The organism is Solirhodobacter olei, from assembly GCF_004010155.1.
GTDB classification, from domain to species: domain Bacteria; phylum Pseudomonadota; class Alphaproteobacteria; order Rhodobacterales; family Rhodobacteraceae; genus Solirhodobacter; species Solirhodobacter olei.
This window is the reverse complement of record NZ_RRYH01000012.1, coordinates 156,847-171,625: the sequence shown is the minus strand read 5'-3', so window position 1 is coordinate 171,625 and position 14,779 is coordinate 156,847. Positions and strand designations below refer to the sequence as shown.

At 68.8% G+C, this 14,779-nt stretch carries 15 protein-coding genes and 1 riboswitch; of the genes, 9 read left to right on the top strand and 6 right to left on the bottom strand.

Going from position 1 to position 14,779, the window contains the following annotated elements; translation table 11 throughout:
* The first annotated feature begins 73 nt into the window (after positions 1-73).
* The 5 genes from EIP85_RS10510 (at position 74) to EIP85_RS10490 (ending at position 4,344) form a co-directional block, all read left to right on the top strand.
* Entirely contained in the window at positions 74-1,558 is a 1,485-nt protein-coding gene (locus EIP85_RS10510; RefSeq protein WP_127902142.1) for an AMP nucleosidase, read from the top strand.
* A gap of 129 nt (positions 1,559-1,687) precedes the next feature.
* Positions 1,688-1,975 carry an HU family DNA-binding protein gene (locus EIP85_RS10505; protein ID WP_127902141.1) on the top strand — a complete coding sequence of 96 codons (288 nt, stop codon included), beginning with the start codon at positions 1,688-1,690 and terminating at the stop codon, positions 1,973-1,975.
* Positions 1,976-2,233: 258 nt separating this feature from the next.
* Positions 2,234-3,118 carry a DMT family transporter gene (locus EIP85_RS10500; RefSeq protein ID WP_127902140.1) on the top strand — a complete coding sequence of 295 codons (885 nt, stop codon included), beginning with the start codon at positions 2,234-2,236 and terminating at the stop codon, positions 3,116-3,118.
* A 78-nt stretch (positions 3,119-3,196) separates the two neighbouring features.
* Complete coding sequence (locus EIP85_RS10495; RefSeq protein WP_127902139.1) at positions 3,197-3,910, top strand: cytochrome c biogenesis CcdA family protein; 714 nt, start codon at positions 3,197-3,199, stop codon at positions 3,908-3,910.
* A gap of 14 nt (positions 3,911-3,924) precedes the next feature.
* Positions 3,925-4,344, top strand: a complete 420-nt coding sequence (locus tag EIP85_RS10490; protein WP_127902138.1) for a thioredoxin family protein — start codon at positions 3,925-3,927, stop codon at positions 4,342-4,344.
* Between the two features lie 15 nt (positions 4,345-4,359).
* Here the strand turns inward: EIP85_RS10490 and EIP85_RS10485 are convergent, their stop codons facing one another.
* Positions 4,360-4,980 carry a glutathione S-transferase family protein gene (locus EIP85_RS10485; protein ID WP_127902137.1) on the bottom strand — a complete coding sequence of 207 codons (621 nt, stop codon included), beginning with the start codon at positions 4,978-4,980 and terminating at the stop codon, positions 4,360-4,362.
* A 77-nt stretch (positions 4,981-5,057) separates the two neighbouring features.
* Here EIP85_RS10485 and EIP85_RS10480 point away from each other — a divergent pair, with 77 nt between their 5' ends.
* Positions 5,058-5,771 (top strand): helix-turn-helix transcriptional regulator, encoded by a 714-nt coding sequence (locus EIP85_RS10480; RefSeq protein ID WP_127902136.1) that lies wholly within the window; start codon positions 5,058-5,060, stop codon positions 5,769-5,771.
* Between the two features lie 116 nt (positions 5,772-5,887).
* Here EIP85_RS10480 and EIP85_RS10475 read toward each other — a convergent pair whose 3' ends face one another.
* Together EIP85_RS10475 and aroC are read right to left on the bottom strand one after the other, a co-directional pair.
* Positions 5,888-6,835 carry an AEC family transporter gene (locus EIP85_RS10475; protein WP_127902135.1) on the bottom strand — a complete coding sequence of 316 codons (948 nt, stop codon included), beginning with the start codon at positions 6,833-6,835 and terminating at the stop codon, positions 5,888-5,890.
* 1 nt (position 6,836) lies between these two features.
* Entirely contained in the window at positions 6,837-7,937 is a 1,101-nt protein-coding gene (gene aroC / locus EIP85_RS10470; RefSeq protein ID WP_127902134.1) for a chorismate synthase, read from the bottom strand.
* Positions 7,938-8,317: 380 nt separating this feature from the next.
* A riboswitch (TPP riboswitch) is annotated at positions 8,318-8,429 on the top strand.
* A gap of 35 nt (positions 8,430-8,464) precedes the next feature.
* On the opposite strand from aroC, the gene thiB reads away from it, so the two are divergent.
* From thiB to EIP85_RS10455, 3 genes are read left to right on the top strand one after another with little or no spacing between them, the layout of a single operon-like run.
* Positions 8,465-9,448 carry a thiamine ABC transporter substrate binding subunit gene (gene thiB / locus EIP85_RS10465; protein ID WP_127902133.1) on the top strand — a complete coding sequence of 328 codons (984 nt, stop codon included), beginning with the start codon at positions 8,465-8,467 and terminating at the stop codon, positions 9,446-9,448.
* Entirely contained in the window at positions 9,424-10,980 is a 1,557-nt protein-coding gene (locus tag EIP85_RS10460; protein WP_127902132.1) for an ABC transporter permease family protein, read from the top strand. Before thiB ends, EIP85_RS10460 begins: the two co-directional genes overlap by 25 nt.
* A complete protein-coding gene (locus EIP85_RS10455) occupies positions 10,967-11,662 on the top strand; it encodes a thiamine ABC transporter ATP-binding protein (RefSeq protein WP_127902131.1) in 696 nt (231 codons plus the stop codon). The genes EIP85_RS10460 and EIP85_RS10455 overlap by 14 nt, the downstream gene beginning before the upstream one ends.
* Before the next feature lie 214 nt (positions 11,663-11,876).
* Here the strand turns inward: EIP85_RS10455 and EIP85_RS10450 are convergent, their stop codons facing one another.
* From EIP85_RS10450 to petA, 3 genes are read right to left on the bottom strand one after another with little or no spacing between them, the layout of a single operon-like run.
* Positions 11,877-12,701, bottom strand: coding sequence for a cytochrome c1 (locus tag EIP85_RS10450; protein ID WP_127902130.1), 825 nt, complete (start codon positions 12,699-12,701; stop codon positions 11,877-11,879).
* Positions 12,702-12,718: 17 nt separating this feature from the next.
* Positions 12,719-14,047, bottom strand: coding sequence for a cytochrome b (locus EIP85_RS10445; protein ID WP_127902129.1), 1,329 nt, complete (start codon positions 14,045-14,047; stop codon positions 12,719-12,721).
* An 11-nt stretch (positions 14,048-14,058) separates the two neighbouring features.
* On the bottom strand, positions 14,059-14,622 hold the full coding sequence (gene petA / locus EIP85_RS10440; protein WP_127902128.1) for a ubiquinol-cytochrome c reductase iron-sulfur subunit: 564 nt from the start codon (positions 14,620-14,622) through the stop codon (positions 14,059-14,061).
* Positions 14,623-14,779: the final 157 nt, after the last annotated feature.

The following is a 14,779-nucleotide window of genomic DNA, read 5'->3' as shown; positions in this document are numbered from 1 at the left end:
GGCCGCGGCACCCGGGGGTTGATCGCGGCCCCCGCGACAGTGCATAAGCGGCGATCCACTGATGAGAGCCGCCATGACACGTGCCGATCCGAACCTGCCGATCCTGACCCCGATCCCGCCCGCGGCGGAGACCTTCACCTCGGCCCGGGCAGCAGTGGACCGTCTGGAGGAGCTGTACGAAGACGCAACCCGGTTCCTGTCGAAGCATTTCGGCGAGATCATCGGCGGCGTGCGCCCGGCGGCGCGCTACCGCGCCTTCTACCCCGAGATCCGGCTGACGGTGACGAGTTTCCTGAAGGCCGACAACCGGCTGAGCTTCGGCCATGTCACCCAGCCCGGCACCTATTCGACCACCGTCACCCGGCCGGACCTGTTCCGCAACTACCTGGAGCAGCAGATCGACCTTCTGATCCGCAGCCACGGCCAGCCGGTCGTCATCGGTGCCTCGGCCGTACCGATCCCGGTGCATTTCGCGCTGGCGACGATGTCCGGCGTGGCGGTGCCGCAGGAGGGCGTGCTGGACTTCTCGCTGCGCGATTTCTTCGACGTGCCGGATCTTTCGACGACGAACGACGATATCGTCAACGGCCTCAGGACCGCCAATCCCGACGGCTCGGCGCCGCTGGCGCCCTTCACCGCGCAGCGGGTGGATTACTCGCTGGCGCGGCTGAGCCATTACACGGCGACGGACGCGGAGCATTTCCAGAACCACGTTCTGTTCACCAACTACCAGTTCTACGTGCAGGAATTCGAGGGCTTCGCCCGTGCGGCGCTGGCCGATCCGGCCTCCGGCTACACCGGCTTCGTGGCGCCGGGGAACCTGGAGATCACCGCGGCCGACCAGGCCTTCGACGGCGTGCCGAAGACGCCGCAGATGCCGGCCTATCACCTCAAGCGCGCAGACGGGCAGGGGATCACGCTCGTCAATATCGGCGTCGGCCCTTCGAACGCGAAGACGGCGACCGACCATATCGCCGTGCTGCGCCCGCATGCCTGGATGATGGTCGGGCATTGCGCGGGACTGAGGAACAGCCAGAGCCTTGGCGATTTCGTGCTGGCCCATGCCTATCTGCGCGAGGATCACGTGCTTGACGACGATCTGCCTGTCTGGGTGCCGATCCCGGCGCTGGCCGAGGTGCAGGTGGCCCTGCAGGAGGCGGTGGCCGAGGTCACCAAGCTCGAGGGCTACGAGTTGAAGCGGATCATGCGCACGGGCACGGTCGCCACGATCGACAACCGCAACTGGGAACTGCGCGACCAGTCCGGGCCGGTGCATCGGCTGAGCCTCAGCCGCGCCATCGCGCTTGACATGGAAAGCGCCACGATTGCGGCCAACGGTTTCCGGTTCCGGGTGCCCTACGGCACGCTTCTCTGCGTCTCCGACAAGCCGCTGCATGGTGAGCTGAAGCTGCCGGGAATGGCCAGCGACTTCTACCGAACGCAGGTCGCCCGGCATCTGGAGATCGGTGTGCGCGCGATGGAGCGTTTGCGCGATATGCCTCTGGAACGCATCCACAGCCGCAAGTTGCGTAGTTTCGAGGAGACGGCCTTCCTCTGACGCGCGGTTTTTCCGCGCGCAGTGCTGAAATTGCTTGCTTCAGCCAGCAAAACAAGGTGTAGCGGGACCATCGCCCGTAACCGGGCATGAGACCCCGCATCAAGCCGGGCACAAAACGAGGAGACAATGATGTCGAAACCCATGACCAAGACCCAGCTCGTCGCCGCGCTCGCCGAGGCGATGGGGTCGGACAAGAAAACCGCCTCCGGCGCGCTGGACGCGATCGCTGCGATCGTGACCAAGGAAGTGGTCGACGGTGGCGCCGTGACCCTGCCGGGGATCGGCAAGGTGTCCTGCCGCGCCCGCCCGGAGCGGATGGTGCGCAACCCGGCGACGGGCGAGCAGATCTCCAAGCCGGCCGACAAGGTCGTGAAGATCTCGGTCGCCAAGGCGCTGAAGGACAGCGTGAACGGCTGAGCCCGTTCCCATTCCGCGCCCGCAAGGGCCGTGCAGGGTCGCCGTTCGGCGGCCCTTCTTCGTTTTTGGGGGGAAGGGCTTGACCCCCACCCGATGCGCGGCGCGCAGCGTCGCCGGGCAGCGCCCACCCGCGGTCGGCCCCCGCCCTCCTTGGTCGAGGGCAGGCGAGGGGCGCTTGCCCCTGCCGGTGGGCGCTGTAGGGTCTCGTCCGGGCTGCCGGTATTCGGCCGCCCTGGGGGAGAAGAGAAGGGGCCGGGCTTGGACATCGTTGCAATCGGGATGGGGCTGAGCTTCGCTCTGGTATGGTCCTCCGCCTTCTCGGCGGCGCATATGATCGTGGCCGCCGCGCCGCCGCTCTGGGCGCTGGTGCTGCGGTTCCTGCTGGCCGGGATCATCGGCGTGAGCATCGCCGCAGCCCTTGGGCAGACCCCCCGGCTGACGCGCGGCCAGTGGCGGGCGACGGCGGTCTTCGGGCTTTGCCAGAACGCGCTCTACCTCGGGCTCAACTACATCGCGATGCAGCGGGTCGACGCCTCGCTGGCCGCCATCATCGCCTCGACCATGCCGCTGATCGTGGCGCTGGCGGGCTGGGCCTTCCTGGGCGAGCGGCTGCGGCCGCTGGGCGTGGCGGGGCTGGTGGCGGGCTTCGTCGGCGTCACGGTGATCATGGCGACGCGGCTTCAGGGCGGCGCACCGGCCTGGGGCGTGGCGCTTTGCGGGGTGGCGGTCGTGGCGCTGTCGCTGGCCACGCTGACGGTGCGGGGCACCTCATCCGGCGGGAACGTGCTGATGATCGTGGGGCTGCAGATGCTGGTGGGGGCCGTCGTGCTTGGCGTTGTCGCCGGGCTGACGGAGCCGTTCCGGGTGACGGTCACCCCGGCCCTCGCCGCGGCCTTCGTCTATGTCACGCTGGTGCCGGGGCTGCTGGCGACCTGGATCTGGTTCATGCTCGTCAACCGGATCGGACCGACGCGGGCGGCGACCTTCCACTTCCTCAACCCGTTCTTCGGCGTTCTGATCGCGGCGGTGCTGCTGCATGAGCAGGTGGGGCCGTCGGATATCCTGGGGGTCGCGATCATCGCCGCCGGGATCTTCGCGGTGCAATGGTCGCGGACCCGCAGGGTGGCGCCGGCCGCCCACTGACAGTTATGTGAAGAGCGATCCGTAACGGTTCGCGCGGCGTAGACTCGTTCAGGCAAGAGCAATGGAACGGGACTGCCGATGACCATGATTCTGGCCTATGCCGCGGGGCTGCTGGTTCTGATCAATCCCTGCGTGCTGCCTGTGCTGCCGCTGGTGCTGGCCTCTGCCCTGCAGGCCAGCCGATTTGGTCCGCTGGCGCTGGCGCTGGGTCTCGGCACGGCCTTCACGGCGGCGGGCGTGGGCATCGCGGCGCTGAGCGCGGCCTTCGGGATCGGCAGCGAGGCGCTGGCCCGGGGCGGGGCGCTGGCGCTTGCGGCCTTCGGGCTTCTGATGATGATCCCCGCGGCCGGCCGCGGCTTCGCCTTTGCCACCAACGGCTTCGCCGCCCGGGCCGACCGCGGCGCGCAGCGGATCGAGGCGCGGGGCGCGGGCGGGCAGTTCCTGGGCGGGCTGCTGCTCGGCGCGATCTGGAGCCCCTGCGTCGGCCCGACGCTGGGCGGCGCGCTGGCGCTGGCGGCACGGGGCAAGGGGCTGGCGGAGGCCGGGGCCACGATGCTGGCCTTCGCGGCCGGGACCGGTACCGTTATCCTGATCCTTGGCTACGGCGCGCGCTCGCTGATCTCGCGCAACCGGGCCGCGATGCAGCGGCTTGCGCAGCTCTCGCGTCCGCTGACGGGCGCGATCTTCGCGCTTACCGGCCTCGCCCTTTATTTCGGGCTCGAACATGTGGCGGAGGGCTGGCTGGTCTCGATCACGCCGGCCTGGCTGCAGGACCTTTCCGTATCGATTTGAACAGGGAGATAAAGATGAACCGTCGCGATTTCCTCATGCTGACCGCTACCGTCTCGCTCGCCGCGCCGCTGGTCGCCAAGGCGGCGGCGCCGATGGCCTACAAGCCCGGCCTGGTGAAGAGCGCGCTGGGCGAGGGCAAGGTCGTCTTCCTCGAATTCCACGCCACGTGGTGTTCCACCTGCGCGGCGCAGACGCGCGTGATCGACAGGCTGCGCAAGGCCAACCCGGCCTATGGCAAGCATGTCGACTTCGTGGTGGTCGACTGGGACACCTACAGGAACAGCGCGATCGCCCGCCGGCTGAAGGTCAGCCAGCGGGCGACGCTGATCGTTCTGAAGGGCGACAGGATGATCGGCCGCCTCGACTGGGAGACCGGCGAGGCGAAGATCAAGGCGCTGATGGACAAGGCGCTCGCCGCCGCCACCAGCGCCTGAACGCGGGCCTGAGGCTCAGGCCGCCATCGCCTCCATCGCAGCGCGGTCGCGCGCCACGGTGCGGGCGACGGCCGGGCGCGCCTGGCAGCGGGCATGCCAGTCCTGGATCGACTTCAAGTCGGGCAGACCGTCCGGGTACCAGGCGAAGGTAGAGGACATCAGCAGGTCCACCGCCGTGAACCGCTCCCCCAACAGGTAGGGGCCGGCGTCGAGGGCACGGGCGAAGCTTTCCAGGACCTCGTGCATCCCGCGGTAGCTGTCGCGCAGGAAGGGGTGGGTGATCTCCATCCGGTCGAAGATCACCACCGGCTCCACCACCGAGCCGTAATAGGCGATCCAGCTGAGGAAGCGGCCCCGTTCGGCGGTGCCCGGGGCGGCGCCGAGCTTCGCCTCGGGGAACTTCTCGGTCAGGTAAAGGAGGATCGCGGTCGATTCCCGGATCAGCGCCGGACCGTCGACGAGGAGTGGCACCTTGCCCTCGGGGTGCGGGTTGGCGGGGTCACGTTCGCCCGAGGGCGGGATCGCGCGGCGGATGGTGACATCGCGGATCCGCACGCGGTCGAGCGCGCCAAGCTCGTCGATCAGGGTGACGATGCGGGAGGAGCGGGAGAAGGGCGAATGGTAGAGCGTGATCATGGCGTGAGCTTTCTTCTGGCGGGTTTCGATAAGAGGATTATGCTGCACCCCTCCTGACAGTTTCCGGCAGTAGCCCGATGGCCCGCGCAGATCGCCTGTTCCGCCTGATGCAGCTTTTCCGCGACCTGCCCGCCCCGGTGACGGCGGCGCGGCTGGCGGAGGGGACGGGGGTGAGCCTCCGCACGCTCTACCGCGACATTGACACGCTGCGCGCGGGCGGCGCGCTGATCGACGGCGAGCCGGGCTATGGCTACCGGCTGGTCGAGGATACCGCCCTGCCACCGCAGACCTTCGGGCGGGAGGAGATCGAGGCGCTTGTCCTCGGCCTTGCCGAGGTGCGCTACATGGGCGACCGGGCGCTGGCGGCGGCGGCGGAGATGGCGCTTGCGAAGATCACCGCCACGCTGCCGGAGCGGCAGCAGCGACAGGCGATGCATGCGGTGGTGAAGAGCTACCGTTTCGAGGGCCGGCCGGAGCCCGCGATCCACATGGGCGCGCTGCGCGAGGCCTGCTGGGAGGAGCGGGCGCTGGACCTCGTCTATGTCGACACCGACGGGCAGCGGACGGAGCGGCGGATCTGGCCGCTCTCCATCATCTTCTTCGAGAAGGTGCAGATGTGCCTGGCCTGGTGCTGCCTGCGGCAGGGGTTCCGGCGGTTCCGCCTGGACCGGATGGAGGCGATTGCGGCGACGGGGGAGAGCTTTCGCCCGCGCCGGGTGCCGCTTTTGCGCGCCTTCCTGGACGAGATCCGGGCGGAGACGGCGAAACGGCGCCCGCCTGGACCCGGCTGAGGAGGGCCCGGATCCCGTCAGGAGCGGAGGTGTCGGTGTCGGTCGGGCCGAGGAGGCGGCCGGGAAGCGCCGCATCGGGCTGCGCGGCCGGGACAGGGCCCGCCCGCCGCACCCGATCAGCGCAGCAGCGCGAGGACGCCGGTGAGGGTGACGAACGAGGTCAGCACCGCCGCCAGCAGCGCCAGAGAGGCCAGCCCCTCGCGCCCATGCGCCTGGGCTATGATCGGAAAGATGCCCATCATCGGCACAGCCGCCATCAGGATTGCGGCGTGGGAGAGGATCGGCGTGGGCGGCGCGATGCCGAGATGCGGCACCAGCAGGATCATCAGCGCGACGGCGGCGGGATGGGCGACGAGCTTCATCGCGACGATCACGCCGGCCAGCGGAAGGGCGCCGCCATGCGGACGACCGACCAGCGAGCCGCCGATCACGAAGAGCGACAGCGGCGCGGATGCGGTGGCGACCATGCCGACCGTCCGGTCGAGCGGGGCCGGCAGGTGCATCCCGGTCAGGGCGAAGGCGAGGGCGGCCAGCAGCGCGAGGACGAGCGGCTGGCGGATCAGCCGGCGGAATACGCCCACGCCGACGCGCAGGCGGTTGCCGCCCGGGGGCGTAGAGGCGATTTCGAGCGCGGCGAGAATGGCCGGAATCATGACGAGGTTTTCCACCATCATGTTCAGCGCCAGGGCCACCCCGGCGATGCTGCCGAAGGTCAGAAGCACGATCGGATAGCCGATGAAGCCGGAATTCGAGCAGCTCATTCCCATCAGGCAGACGGTTCGCGTGGTGCGGTCCACCCCCGGCCAGCGGCGGAGGATAAGCCAGCCGGCCAGGACGACGAGAAGCGAGCCCGAGAGATAGGCGAGGAGGTAGCCGGCGTTGAAGATCTCGGCGAGGTCGCGCTTGGAGACCGCGTTGAAGATCAGCGCGGGCAGGGCGATGCGGATGACGAAGCGGCCGAGCGTGCGGATCGTCGCGGTGTCGAAGACGCCGCGCGCGGTCGTCAGATACCCGAGCCCGATCAGCGCGAAGATCGGGAAGGTGATCGAGAGGAGGCCTGCCACGTCAGCCGATCTTTCCGCGGATGCCCCCGGTCTGGCCCCTGTCGAGCAGGATGTGGTCGAGCAGCACGCAGGCCATCATCGCCTCGCCCACCGGCACGGCGCGGATGCCGACGCAGGGGTCGTGGCGGCCCTTGGTGACGATCTCGGCCCGTTCGCCGCCGGTGGTGATGGTCTTGCGGGGCGTCAGGATGGAGGAGGTCGGCTTCACCGCGAAGCGCACCACAACGTCCTGCCCGGTGGAGATGCCGCCGAGGATGCCGCCGGCGTGGTTCGACAGGAACCGGGGGCCGTCGTTGCCCATCTCGATCTCGTCGGCGTTCTCGACGCCGGTGAGGGAGGCCGCGCCCATCCCCTCGCCGATCTCCACGCCCTTGACCGCGTTGATCGACATCATGGCGGAGGCGAGGTCGCTGTCGAGCTTGCCGTAGATCGGCGCGCCAAGGCCGGGAGGGACGTTGCGGGCCGTGACCTCGATCACCGCGCCGACGGAATTGCCGGACTTGCGCAGCTCGTCGAGGTAATCGGCCCAGTCGGCGGCGGCGCGGGCGTCGGGCACCCAGAACGGGTTCTTCTCGATCTCGTCCCAGTCGAAGCGGCGGCGGTCGATCACATGCGGGCCCATCTGGACCATGTAGCCGGTGATGGAGAGCTCGGGCGCGAGATGGGCGAGCGCTGCGCGGGCGACGCCGCCGGCGGCGACCCGGGCCGCGGTTTCGCGCGCCGAGGAGCGGCCACCGCCGCGCGGGTCGCGCAGCCCGTATTTCTGCCAGTAGGTGATGTCGGCATGGCCGGGGCGGAACTTGGCGGCGATCTCGGAATAATCCTTGGACCGCTGGTCGGTGTTCTCGATGGCGAGCTGGATCGGGGTGCCGGTGGTCAGCCCTTCGTAGGTGCCGGAGAGGATTCTGACCGCGTCGGCCTCGCGCCGCTGGGTGGTGAACTTGTTCTGGCCGGGCTTGCGGCGGTCGAGCCAGGGCTGGATCGCCTCTTCCGTCAACGGAAGGCCGGGGGGGCAGCCGTCCACCGTGGCGCCAAGCGCCGGCCCGTGGCTTTCGCCCCAGGTGTTGACGCGGAAGAGGTGGCCGAAGGTGTTGAGGCTCATGGCAGGCTCCAGGCGGCGGCGGGCAAGCCATAGCAGGGGCGGGCGGGGATGAGAAGGCGGGAGGGGGAGATGCGCGGGGAAGAGGGCCGGTGGCCGTCCGCGGGTGGGCGCTGGCGGCGGCTGGGGTCCGTCCGTTTATGGGGTAAAGAACCCCTTCGGTTTGCCGGGGCGGTGAGTTCAAGAAGCGCCCGGCCTTGGGGGTGCGGAGGGGGACCGTGGCCCCGGTGGGGCCGCGTAAGGCCCCGAAGCGGGGCGCTGGCCCGGCGGGCTGCACCCGCTGTTTCGGGTCCGGGGGGCCGGTGACTGAGGCAGGTGCTCGCCCTGAGCGTGGTAGCCCCTCCTCCACCCCCCTTGCGCCCTGCGCGCTTCGCGTTATGGTCCGCCTCACCTCGGGGTGCCTGGGGGTCTGACGACCCAGGGCTGAGATGCGCAAGCGAACCCGTTGAACCTGAACCGGTTAAGACCGGCGGAGGGAAGGTAGAGGATCAGCCTCCAGCCCGACCCCGCCCGTCGCATTGGAGGACGATATGAAAGCTCTGATTGCTGCGGGTCTGATTGCCTTGGCGAGCACTGCTGCCCAGGCCGAGACCCCGACGCTCACCGTCTACACCTACGACAGCTTCGTGGCGAGCTGGGGCCCCGGCCCGGCCGTGAAGAAGGCCTTCGAGCCGATCTGCCACTGCCATCTGAACTTCGTCGCCACCGGTGACGGGGCGGCGCTGCTCTCTCGCGTGAAGCTGGAGGGCAAGCATACCAAGGCCGATGTCGTGCTTGGCCTCGACACCAGCCTGACTGCCGACGCCGCCGCGACCGGGCTTTTCGCCGATCACGGGCCGCTGCCGAAGCTCGACCTGCCGATCAAATGGACCGATCCGGTCTTCGTGCCCTTCGACTACGGCTGGTTCGCCTTCGTCTATGACAAGACCAAGGTGAAGGACGTGCCGAAGAGCTTTCCGGAGCTGGCCAAGACCAACCTGAAGGTGGTGATCGAGGATCCGCGGTCCTCCACGCCCGGCCTGGGCCTGCTCTACTGGGTGAAGGATGTCTATGGCGACAAGGCCGGCGAGATCTGGAAAAGCCTGAAGCACAACATCCTGACCGTCACGCCCAGTTGGGATGCGGCCTATGGCATGTTCACCAAGGGCGAGGCCGACATGGTCCTGTCCTACACCACCTCGCCCGCCTATCACCTGATCGAGGAGAAGGACGCGACCAAGGGCGCCGCGCTCTTCACCAAGGGCAATTACATGGAGGTCGAGGTCGCGGCGAAGCTGAAGAGCTCGAAGCACCAGAAGCTCGCCGACGAGTTTCTGAGCTTCATGACCACGGATGCCTTCCAGAAGATCATCCCGGAGACGAACTGGATGTACCCGGTGATCAAGCTGAAGGACGGGCTGCCGAAGGGGTTCGATGAATATCACCCGACGAAGACGCTCTTCCTCGCGCCCGAGAAGGCGAAGGCGCTGCGCGACAGCGCGCTGGCCGAATGGCGCGACGCGCTGAGCCGCTGATCCGGGTGGCCGGCGGCGCGGCGGGGGGCCTCCTCGCCGCGCTGACGCTCGGCACGCTCGCGGCCGTGGCAGCGAATGCCACGGGGGTTGCTCGGCTGGATCCGGCGGATCTGGCCGCTCTGCGCTTCACGCTGGTGCAGGCGGGGCTTTCGGCGCTCCTGTCAGTGGCGCTGGCCGTGCCGGTCGCCCGCGCGCTGGCGCGCCGCAGCTTTCCGGGGCGCGGGGTGCTGGTGGCGCTGATGGGGGCGCCCTTCATCCTGCCGGTGATCGTCGCCATCCTCGGGCTTCTGGCCATCTTCGGGCGGGGCGGCATGGTCAACGCGGCGCTCGGCGCTCTGGGGCTGCCGGGAGTGACGATCTACGGCTTCTGGGGCGTGATCCTCGGCAATGTCTTTTTCAACCTGCCGCTGGCGGTGCGGCTGATCCTGCAGGGCTGGCTGGCAATCCCGGCGGAGCGGTTCCGCCTTGCCGCCGCGCTGGGTTTCGGGCCCCGGGAGGTCGCGCGGCTGATCGAGCGGCCGATGCTGCGCGCCGTGGCGCCGGGGGCGTGCCTGGCGATTTTCCTCATCTGCCTCACCAGTTTCGCCATTGCGCTGACGCTCGGTGGCGGGCCGGCGGCGACGACGATCGAACTGTCCATCTACCAGGCCTTCCGCTTCGATTTCGACCTGGGCCGCGCGGCGCTGCTGGCCGGGCTGCAGTTCGGCCTCTGCGCCATCGCCACGCTCGTCGCGCTGAAGCTGACGCTGCCCGAGGCGGCGCTGGCGGGCCTGGACCGGCCGGTGCGGCGCTGGGATGCCGACGCCTTGGCGCTGCGGGCGCTCGATGCGGTGGCGATCGGCCTTGCGGGGCTGTTCCTGGTGCTGCCGCTGCTGGCGGTGGCCCTCAGCGGCGCGGCGGCGCTGCCGGGGCTGCCGGCAGAGGTCTGGACCGCCGCCCTGCGCTCGCTGGCGGTAGCGCTGGCCTCGGCCGCGATCTGCGCCGTGGTGGCGCTGGCGCTGGGCCTGGCGCGGAGCCGCGGGGTCGGGCGCTGGCTCGACCTTGCCGGGATGCTGCCGCTTGCCGCCTCGCCTCTGGTGCTGGGGACGGGGCTGTTCATCCTGATCGATCCGGTGGCCGACCCGGCGGCGCTGGCGCTGCCGGTGACGGCGCTGGTCAACGCGCTGCTGGCGCTGCCCTTCGCGATGCGGGCCCTGCTGCCGGCGCTGCAACAGATCGAGGCGACGCAGGGGCGGCTGGCGGACAGCCTGGATCTGCCGGCGCTGGCGCGGCTGCGGCTGGTGACCCTGCCGCGGCTGCGCCGGCCTCTGGGCTTCACGCTGGGGCTGGCGGCGGCGCTGTCGATGGGGGATTTGGGCGTCATCACCCTTTTCGCCGGATCCGATGGGGCGACCCTGCCGCTGGAGATCTACCGGCTGATGGGGGCATACCGGATGGCGGAGGCCGATGGCGCGGCGCTTCTGCTGCTGATCCTGAGCCTGGCGCTGTTCTGGATCTTCGACCGCGGGGGGCGGGTGAATGCTGAGGCTTGAGACTCTGAGGATCGAGATGACGGGCTTCACGCTCTCGGCCGATCTGACGGTGCCGGAGGGCGCGCGGGTGGCTGTCATCGGGCCCTCGGGCGCGGGGAAATCCACGCTGCTGGCCGCGATCGCGGGGTTCCAGCCGGTCGCCGCGGGCCGCGTGCTGTGGAAGGGCGGCGACCTGGGGCCGCTGGCGCCCGGGAAGCGGCCGCTTTCGATCCTTTTCCAGGATAACAACCTCTTCCCGCATCTGACGGCGGCGGAGAACGTTGGACTGGCGCTGAGGCCGGGCCTGCGGCTGGGCGAGCAGGAGCGGGCCCGCGTGGCTGGGGCGCTTGCGAGGGTGGGGCTGAAGGGGTTGGGCGACCGCCGGCCCGCCGCGCTGTCGGGCGGGCAGCAGAGCCGGGTGGCGCTGGCCCGCGCGCTTCTGCGGGCGCGGCCGATCCTTCTGCTCGACGAGCCCTTCGCGGCGCTCGGGCCCGCGCTGAGGGCGGAGATGCTGGACCTGGTGGCAGAGATCACGGCGGAGACGGGATCGACCCTGCTGATCGTCACCCATGATCCGCGCGATGCCGAGCGGATCGCCGATCTGACGATTCTGGTGGCGGAGGGCCGGGCGGAGGCGCCGGTGCCGACGGCGGCGCTCTTCGCCGATCCGCCGAAGGCGCTGGCGGAGTATCTGGGGGCGTGAGGGCTTGGTGCGCAATGAATGCGCACCCTACGGCCATGGCGCCCCCTTTTCCTTGGCCCGAATACTCACCTTCGGCCCGAAACAGCGGGCGTAGCCCGCCGGGCCAGCGCCCGCCCTTGGGGGCGGACGGGCGCTGGCCCTCCTCCGGGATGGAGCCCCAAATGAAAACGCGCCCCGGGTGGGGCGCGCTTCGGTGTCTCGGGCGGGCGTTGCCTCAGGCGTCGGCCTTCTTCTTGCCCTTCACATCGGCCCAGATCCGCTTGTTGGTGAGGTAAAGAAGCGAGGTCAGGATCACCAGCAGGAAGACTGCGTCAAAGCCCGCGTGCTTGCGCGCGTCCATATGCGGCTCGGCGGCCCACATCAGGAAGGCCGCGACATCCTCGGCCTCGCTCTTCAGGTCGTTGGGCGAGCCGTCGGCGAAGGTCACCTGCCCGGCCGCCAGCGGCGGCGGCATGCGGATCCAGCCGCCGGGGAAGATGTGGTTCTGGTAGACGGTGGAGCCGGCCAGGTTCTTGGTCTTGTCGGTGAAGCCCGTCAGCAGCGCCACGATGTACTGCGGCCCGCCGATGCCGTGGATCAGCTGGTTGATCCCCAGCTTGTAGGGGCCGTGGAACGCCGCCCGCGCCTTCGCCATCACCGAGAGGTCCGGCGCGCCCATCGAGTTGTTCGAGGGGAAGTGATCCGAGGGGATCAGCTTGCGCGGGTTGCCCGAGCTGTCGAGGAACTGCGGGTTCGAGGCGGTGTCGTTCACCGGGAAGGCGGCGGCATAGGCCTTCACCTGGTCCTGGCTCAGATGCGGGCCGCCGGGGTCGCCCAGCGTGCGCATCGCCACCAGGTCGAGGCCGTGGCAGGCCGAGCAGACCTCGGTATAGACCTGCAGGCCGCGCTGCAGCTGGTGCTGGTCGTAGGTGCCGAAGGGCCCGTCGAAGGAGAAGGGCACGTCGGGGATGGCAGGCGTCGCCGCCTCCTGCGCCTGCGCCATGCCCGCCATCAGGAGGGCGGTGGCGGCAATGGCCGAGAGCGTCAGTTTCCGGATCATCTTCGCGGTCCTTTCTCTCACTCGGCCGGATGGGCTGCGCCGCCCGTCCCGTAGTGGGCGTTGAAGTCCTCCTCGATCGTTGCCGGCGTTGGCAGCGGACGCTCCAGCACGCCGAGAAGCGGCAGGATCACGAGGAAATAGGCGAACCAGTAGGTTGCGGCGATCAGGGAGATCCAGCCGATCAGCGCGGTCGGGAATTGCGAGCCGCACCACATCAGAACCAGGAAGTCGACCACCAGCAGCCGGAACCACCACTTGAAGCTGGGCCGGAAGCGGCCGGAGCGGACGGTGGAGGTGTCGAGCCAAGGAACCAGCGCCAGCACCGCGATGGCGCCGAACATGGCCAGAACGCCGAAGAACTTCGCGTCGACGATGCCGAAGGTCACCCAATGGGCGAGCTGCACCACCCAGACGTCCTGGGTGAAGGCGCGCAGGATCGCGTAGAAGGGCAGGAAGTACCATTCCGGCTCGATCGAGGGCGGGGTCTTCAGCGAATCCGCCATGATGTAGTTGTCGGGCGAGCCGAAGTAGTTCGGCATGAAACCGACGATGGCGAAGAAGATCGTCACCACGATGCCCAGCGCGAAGAGGTCCTTCAGCACGAAATAGGGCCAGAAGGGCAGGGTGTCCTTCTCCGCCTCTTCCTTCGAGCCGCGCCGCACCTCGACCCCGGTGGGGTTGTTGTTGCCGGTCGAGTGGAAGGCCCAGATATGCACGATCACGAGCCCTGCGATGATGAAGGGCAGCAGGTAGTGCAGCGAGAAGAAGCGGTTCAGCGTCGCGTTCGAGACCGACGGCCCGCCGAGGAGCCAGGTCTGGATATGCGGGCCGATGCCGGGGATGGCGCCGAAAAGGCCGGTGATGACGGTCGCGCCCCAGTAGGACATCTGGCCCCAGGGCAACACGTAGCCCATGAAGGCCGTGGCCATCATCAGCAGATAGATCAGCATGCCGACGATCCAGGTCACCTCGCGCGGGGCCTTGTAGGAGCCGTAGAACAGGCCGCGGAAGATGTGGATGTAGACGGCGAGGAAGAACAGCGTGGCGCCGTTCATGTGCAGATAGCGGATGAAGTAGCCGCCGTTCACGTCGCGCATGATGTGCTCGACCGAGGAGAATGCCATGCTGGTGTTCGGCGTGTAATGCATCGCCAGGATGATCCCGGTGATGATCTGCAGCCCGAGGCAGAAGGCGAGCACGATGCCCCAGATCCACCACCAGTTCAGGTTCTTCGGGGTCGGGATCATAAGCGTGTCATAGACCAGGCTGACGATCTTCAGGCGTTCGTGCAGCCACTTCTCGATGCCCGACTTCGGCTCGTAGTGGTCGTGGGGAATTCCGGCCATCTCTCTCTCCCTTAGCCGAGCTTAACGGTTTTCGGGTCGGTGAACTTCGCGACCGGAATTTGCAGGTTGCGCGGCGCCGGGCCTTTGCGGATACGGCCGGCGGTGTCGTATTGCGATCCGTGGCAGGGGCAGAACCAGCCGTCGTACTCGCCGGCGTTGTTGCCGAGCGGCACGCAGCCCAGGTGGGTGCAGATGCCGATCATGACGAGCCACTTGCCCTCCTTGTCGAGGACGCGGTTCTCGTCGGTCGCCTGGGCGCCGTCGGGGAGGTTGGAGTTCTCGGCCTTCGGATCGGGCAGGTCGCTGATCTTGACGGCGCGGGCTTCCTTGATCTCCTTTGCCGTGCGGTGGCGGATGAAGATCGGCTTGCCGAGCCATTTGACGGTGATCTGCGTGCCTTCCTGGACGTTCGAGATGTCGACATCGACGGAGGCCAGGGCCGCGACATCGGCGGAAGGGTTCATCTGGTCGATCAGCGGCCAGGCTGCGGCGCCGGCGGCCACGGCGCCAACACCGGCGGTCGCGTAATACAGAAAGTCTCTTCGAGTTGCCCTAGGTTCTTCTGCGTGAGACACGTGGCTTCTCCCTTCCCAGGCCGGGATGCCGGCCCAATGCTTAGACCGCGGCGGTTTTCCGCCGTCCTCACAGGCTTGTTAGCGCCCTCCCATACGTCCGTCCAGCGGACAATCCGGCGCAGTGGCACGGATTACTGGGCGAATTTGCCGCGCCCCG

Bases quoted from the DNA above. Each gene is read 5' to 3' on its own strand.
- EIP85_RS10510 (WP_127902142.1), top strand. From the start codon at position 74: ATGACACGTGCCGATCCGAACCTGCCGATCCTGACCCCGATCCCGCCC.
- aroC (WP_127902134.1), bottom strand. From the start codon at position 7,937: ATGAGCCTCAACACCTTCGGCCACCTCTTCCGCGTCAACACCTGGGGC.
- EIP85_RS10455 (WP_127902131.1), top strand. From the start codon at position 10,967: ATGCTGAGGCTTGAGACTCTGAGGATCGAGATGACGGGCTTCACGCTC.
- EIP85_RS10505 (WP_127902141.1), top strand. From the start codon at position 1,688: ATGTCGAAACCCATGACCAAGACCCAGCTCGTCGCCGCGCTCGCCGAG.
- EIP85_RS10445 (WP_127902129.1), bottom strand. From the start codon at position 14,047: ATGGCCGGAATTCCCCACGACCACTACGAGCCGAAGTCGGGCATCGAG.
- EIP85_RS10485 (WP_127902137.1), bottom strand. From the start codon at position 4,980: ATGATCACGCTCTACCATTCGCCCTTCTCCCGCTCCTCCCGCATCGTC.
- EIP85_RS10495 (WP_127902139.1), top strand. From the start codon at position 3,197: ATGACCATGATTCTGGCCTATGCCGCGGGGCTGCTGGTTCTGATCAAT.
- EIP85_RS10460 (WP_127902132.1), top strand. From the start codon at position 9,424: ATGGCGCGACGCGCTGAGCCGCTGATCCGGGTGGCCGGCGGCGCGGCG.
- EIP85_RS10490 (WP_127902138.1), top strand. From the start codon at position 3,925: ATGAACCGTCGCGATTTCCTCATGCTGACCGCTACCGTCTCGCTCGCC.
- EIP85_RS10480 (WP_127902136.1), top strand. From the start codon at position 5,058: ATGGCCCGCGCAGATCGCCTGTTCCGCCTGATGCAGCTTTTCCGCGAC.
- EIP85_RS10450 (WP_127902130.1), bottom strand. From the start codon at position 12,701: ATGATCCGGAAACTGACGCTCTCGGCCATTGCCGCCACCGCCCTCCTG.
- thiB (WP_127902133.1), top strand. From the start codon at position 8,465: ATGAAAGCTCTGATTGCTGCGGGTCTGATTGCCTTGGCGAGCACTGCT.